This is a genomic window from Streptomyces thermovulgaris, assembly GCF_002155915.1.
GTDB classification, from domain to species: domain Bacteria; phylum Actinomycetota; class Actinomycetes; order Streptomycetales; family Streptomycetaceae; genus Streptomyces; species Streptomyces thermovulgaris.
Genome location: NZ_MUME01000004.1, coordinates 15,027 through 19,873, shown reverse-complemented (window position 1 = coordinate 19,873; position 4,847 = coordinate 15,027). Strand labels below are relative to the sequence as shown.

Sequence of the window (4,847 nt, the reverse complement as noted above, 5' to 3'; positions counted from 1 at the left end):
TCGAGGTCACGATTGACATCGACGGCCACCAGGGCTCTGAAACGGCCACTGTCACCGCCACTGACGGACACCCCTTCTGGGTCCCCGAGCTCGGTGAATGGATCGACGCCACCGATCTCAAGGCCGGCCAGTGGCTCAAGACCAGCGCCGGTACCCACGTCCAGATCACCGCGGTCAACCGCTGGACGACACAGCACGCCACCGTCCACAACCTCACCGTCAACAATCTTCACACGTACTATGTGTTGGCGGGCGAGACTCCAGTCCTGGTTCACAATTCAAATTATCTTTGCGGAACTGAGGCCCTGGAGAACGGGGACTGGCAGCATATTCTGGACCGCCACCGGCCCGGTGGTGCGTTGGTCGATGACGAGGCGAGCATCTTCATTGGCAAAGAGAAGAAGGTCCGTCAGAGGATCATTGACACCATCAATCGAGGCACTCCGAAGCCGAACACACCAGACCCGAAAACTGGCGCACCACGACCTGGTCAAATTTACGAATGGGACTTCGGTAAAGGTAACGTCGTCGGCAAGGCTGGTCCGGCAAATGGGGGCGGAGAATTGACCAGGATCCGTGTGGTCGTAAATGAAGGTAAAGTCGTGACTGCCTTCCCGTTCTAGGTGAGAGGTGTTCTTGCAAGGAGAAAATATGATTCATCTTTCTTTCTCTCTCCCGGAGCCGGGTTCACCCTGGCAGAGGACCTGGGAGAAAGCGAAACAGGGTGATCCTGCGAGCCTTGCAGAGGTGGACCTCCGCTACAAGTACTTCAGCGTCAATGTTGAGATGGTCATAGACGGTGTTGAGGTCATCTCGAAGAGAAGGTTCGTGACGCTCGTGGATCTGGCTCTTTCACTCTCTCACGCGAAGAAGTGTATTTCATCAAGAGAGGACGCGGCGTTCGGTTTCACAGAGAGTGAAGAGGTTATCTACCTGCAGTGCGATGGTGATCTCATTGTCGTGACCTCATCGAAGCGATCCTGGCAAGTTACCGCCGAGCGTAAAGAACTCGTGAGTGCTTTCTCCGGCTTCCTCCGCGAGGCATATTCATGTCTGACTTCAGAGATTCCTGGATTGGTTGCCAATCCGGTGCTTCGGCAAATATTGCCGGAATAGCTCGTAGGGCTCATGTGAGGCCGGCCTCAACCGCTCAGCCGCCCTCGAGCCGTTGATGGCAACGCTGGCGGCAACCGGAGCAGACATCCTTCGACAGCAAGGTGCGTCTCTATCTACGGGGCGAGATGGGTGCGTGGTGGGAGATGCGGTGTGAGCATGGGCATGGGTGGTCTGTGTACGTGCAGGAGGAGGCGGAACCCGCGGAAGAGCAGTTGGTATGCAAGGAGGACGGCCTCCCTGCTGTCACTGCCGCCCGCCTTCCCCTGGCCGACAGAGCCGAGATCAGGATTGTTCCGGCAACGTGGGAGAGAGATGGGAAGACAGGTCGAACGGACGAGTATTTCTTCGAGATTCGACCGGTGCTCCATCCGGAAAAGGTATTGCGCTCAGGTTCCCCGATGTCGTGGGACGACGCGATCCGGTGTGCCGCGATGTTCCGGGGGATTCCATGGAGTCAAGCTGAACGGCGGTGGAGAAATATCCGTGTGCTAAGGTGCGCGAAATAATCTGACTTGCCTGGCCTATGGCCTGCCACAGAGCGGCCAAGAAACCCTCAGCGGTAAAACCAGAACCCCTGTCAGGCTACCTCGGACGGGGGTTCTGCGTTCCTTGACGGCGGCATCAGCGGACGACGGCTGCGGCGGGTGGGCGTCGGCCGTCGTCGTTCGGGCGATGGCGCTGCTTAAGGTTTCGACGGCCTGGCGCTGAGGGCGGAGGCGGACGTGGGCACAGATGCCGACGGTTACGCCGATATGGGCGCGGCCAAGCAATCCCTTGATGACGACGAGGCCGGCAACACCACACTGCGCACCATCGGCGGCACCGGCCAGAAGCTGACCTGGGACGCGGAGGGCCACCTCGTCAAGGTCACCGAGCCTGTTGAGGGCAAGGCGGACAAAGTCACCGAGTACCTGTACGACGCCGAGGGCAACCGTCTCATCGGCCGTACCGAGACCGAAACCACCCTCTATCTCGGGCATACCGAGGTCACCCTCGCCAAAGGCGCCATCAAGGCCAAGGCCATCAGGTACATCGACCTGGGGGGTGGTCACCAGGCCATCCGCAACGACGACGGCACCTTCGCCTTCACCATTGCCGACCACCACGGCACCGGCCAGCTCGCCATCGACGCCACCACACTGAAGCTGTCCCAGCGGCGCACTCTCCCCTTCGGCGGCTCACGGGGAGCGCCCCCAGCGGCATGGCCCGGCACCAAGGGCTTCGTGGGCGGCACCGACGACACCCAGGCCACTGGCCTGATCCACCTCGGTGCCCGCGAATACGACCCGGATACGGGCAGGTTCATCTCCGTCGACCCGGTCCTTGACCTGACGGACCCGCAGCAGATGCACGGGTACGTCTACGGCAACAACAACCCCGCCACACTCTCCGACCCCACCGGACTGCGCCCCGACGGGCCGGTGGGCGGCCACTCCATGAACGACGAGCGCTATGCCCAGCGGAAAGGAATGCGGGGAAGCCACGTCTACAAGGGGAACGGGAAGTGGGAATGGAGTACCACCCCCTACAAGACGACCCTTGGAGCGAATGACTTCAAGGCGTTCAACAACCCGGTCAACCGGGCGTTGACCAGTATCAGGAACGTCGTCTTCAAGGAAATCAAGAAAGAGGAAAATGTCCGGAAGTGGTACTCAACCTTCAGGACCTACTACAGCCAGCTGAACGGCTCGCGTTTCCTCACCAACGATGAGCTTGCAAAGAATGCGTACGCGGCGGCCCTCAACGCCTGCCACGTAGAACGAACCTGTCGCGATACAGACGCCTACGAACAGCTCTGGGACCTCTACTTCGACATTGGGCTGCAAGAAGTCGGCCTGTACGAGGGGTCCGGCCCAGGGTTTGCGCAGAGCGTGGTCGGAGAGGGGGTCGCGAAAAAGCTGGGCACCAAGCCTGGAGGCTGTAAGTGCTTCCTGGCTGGAACGGGTGTCCTCATGTCGGACGGAACTACCAAGGACATTGAGGATATAAAGGTTGGCGACAAGGTCCTGGCGACAGACCCGAAAACGGGCGCAACCAGCGAACGTGAAGTCACTGCCACCATCGTCACCGACGGCGACAAGCACTTCGTCGATCTGACGATCACTACCCCGGACGGACTTGAGAAGCTGGTTGCTACGCACGAGCACCCCTTCTGGGTCGTGTCCGAGCGGAAGTGGATCGAAGCCGACGACCTCAAACCGGGTATGTCCCTGCGCACTGATGACGGGCGCGCCGTCTTGGTTGCGGCCATCCGCCAGTACCATGATCACCAGCGGACCTACAACCTCACCATTGAAGGTGTCCATACGTACTATGTACTGGCGGGTGAGACGCCAGTCCTCGTTCATAACAGCAATGGGTGTCGGACATTTGGGTCTCAGTCACCCACCGGTCGGCTGAATATTCCCGAAACTCAGGGCGTCTACATCATTAAGATGAATGACGGAAAGGTGTATGTGGGGTCTGCGATGAAGGCCAATACTATTCATCGCAGAATACATCGTGCTTTCGGGGGTAAAAGGCACGCCGTGAAAAGCTCGGGATATAAGTCTTCTGATGTCCGGGAGATTGACTGGATCGAGATTCCGGGTGGCAGTGAGAAGGTAATGCATCAACTCGAACAAAATCTGATCGATTACTACGGTGGAATTGGCGGGGGAACGCTTTTGAATCGGATAAACGTCCCGACCTCCTAGGGGGGTCGAGATGACGATCAGCTTCGCTCAAAACTGACCTGATTGGTCGTAGTTACTGAGGCTACCCTCATCAGTTGGTTCAGAGCGACGCGGGTGCGGGGTGCCGTCCATGGCGTGACTTAGGTGATGTCGCGGACGGCACCCACGGTCTGGTAGGGGTGGGTTGTGGTATCTCTAAGATTACAGACTGCAGAACGCGCGGTAGGATTTTGTTATGGCTGAAAGACCTTCTCAGTACTGGCGTAGAGAAATGGCGAGAGAGGCCCGCGCGGTCGCTGACGGCACGTTGAGCCCTGACTGTGCGTCCTTCCTGGGCGTTTACTCCGAAAACTTTCTGGAAGCTGTTGACGCTGTCCTAACAGCATTCGAGACCGAAGCGCGCGAACTGGGGACAGCATCAGACGCTCAGATCCTCGCTGTTGTAGAACGAGCCGTTCTAGCTTTGAACAGGGTGAATCGAGAAGCGACAGGCGGAAGTATCGACACCGACGAGCGAGAGCAGATCTGCCTGTTCATCGATGAAGTGCTGACTGAGAGTGGGGTTAATGTTGGTGAGCTGGCAGCCCGCCATGGCGTGAGCCGCTATGCGATCACCGATAGATGGCGTCAGTGGTGAACAGGGCTGCTGTTCGATTTTCCCTCTGTGATCCTGAGGCCTCCTCGGGTCATGTCGAGGAGGCCTTAACGGCGTTTGAGGGCAGTAATTGACGACAGCGTCAGAGGACGGAGCGGCGCAGGGCGGTGGTTCGTCGCCGTCTGAGCGTGCTGTTTCGGTATTTTTAGGCTACCTAAGGGCTGTCCCGTAACTGCTGGTTGTGGGTGAGATGATCTTGCCGTGGCTGGTGTGATCACGGCGTCGGAGCCCTCCTGGACAGCCCCGTTCACCGGGCTGAGCCCGCGACAGTTCGGCAAGCTGATCACTGAGCTGCGGCGCGAAGGAGCCGACCCGGTCCGCAGGGGCCGACCGTGGTCGTTGCCGCTTCAGGACCGGGTGCTGCTGGTTGCCGCGTACTGGCGCACCAACCTCACCCTGCG

General features: G+C 59.2%; 5 protein-coding genes and 1 pseudogene. All 6 read left to right on the top strand.

Annotation, left to right across the window (positions count from 1 at the left end):
• A partial coding sequence (locus CCN35_RS00235; protein ID WP_245862944.1) for a polymorphic toxin-type HINT domain-containing protein occupies window positions 1–623 on the top strand: 623 nt, incomplete at its 5' end.
• A gap of 28 nt (window positions 624–651) precedes the next feature.
• The gene (locus CCN35_RS28015) at window positions 652–1,116 is read left to right on the top strand and encodes a hypothetical protein (RefSeq protein ID WP_143631327.1); all 465 of its coding nucleotides are present in this window, start codon (window positions 652–654) and stop codon (window positions 1,114–1,116) included.
• 779 nt (window positions 1,117–1,895) lie between these two features.
• Window positions 1,896–2,546: pseudogene (locus CCN35_RS30135) on the top strand (RHS repeat-associated core domain-containing protein); the annotation flags it as partial.
• Window positions 2,547–2,552: 6 nt separating this feature from the next.
• Window positions 2,553–3,812: a polymorphic toxin-type HINT domain-containing protein gene (locus tag CCN35_RS30130; protein ID WP_079130058.1), complete on the top strand. Its 1,260-nt coding sequence runs from the start codon at window positions 2,553–2,555 to the stop codon at window positions 3,810–3,812.
• Window positions 3,813–4,026: 214 nt separating this feature from the next.
• A complete protein-coding gene (locus CCN35_RS00215) occupies window positions 4,027–4,428 on the top strand; it encodes a hypothetical protein (protein ID WP_079130073.1) in 402 nt (133 codons plus the stop codon).
• A gap of 219 nt (window positions 4,429–4,647) precedes the next feature.
• Window positions 4,648–4,847 (top strand): helix-turn-helix domain-containing protein (locus tag CCN35_RS29070; RefSeq protein WP_483883411.1); only part of this gene is annotated, 200 nt, incomplete at its 3' end.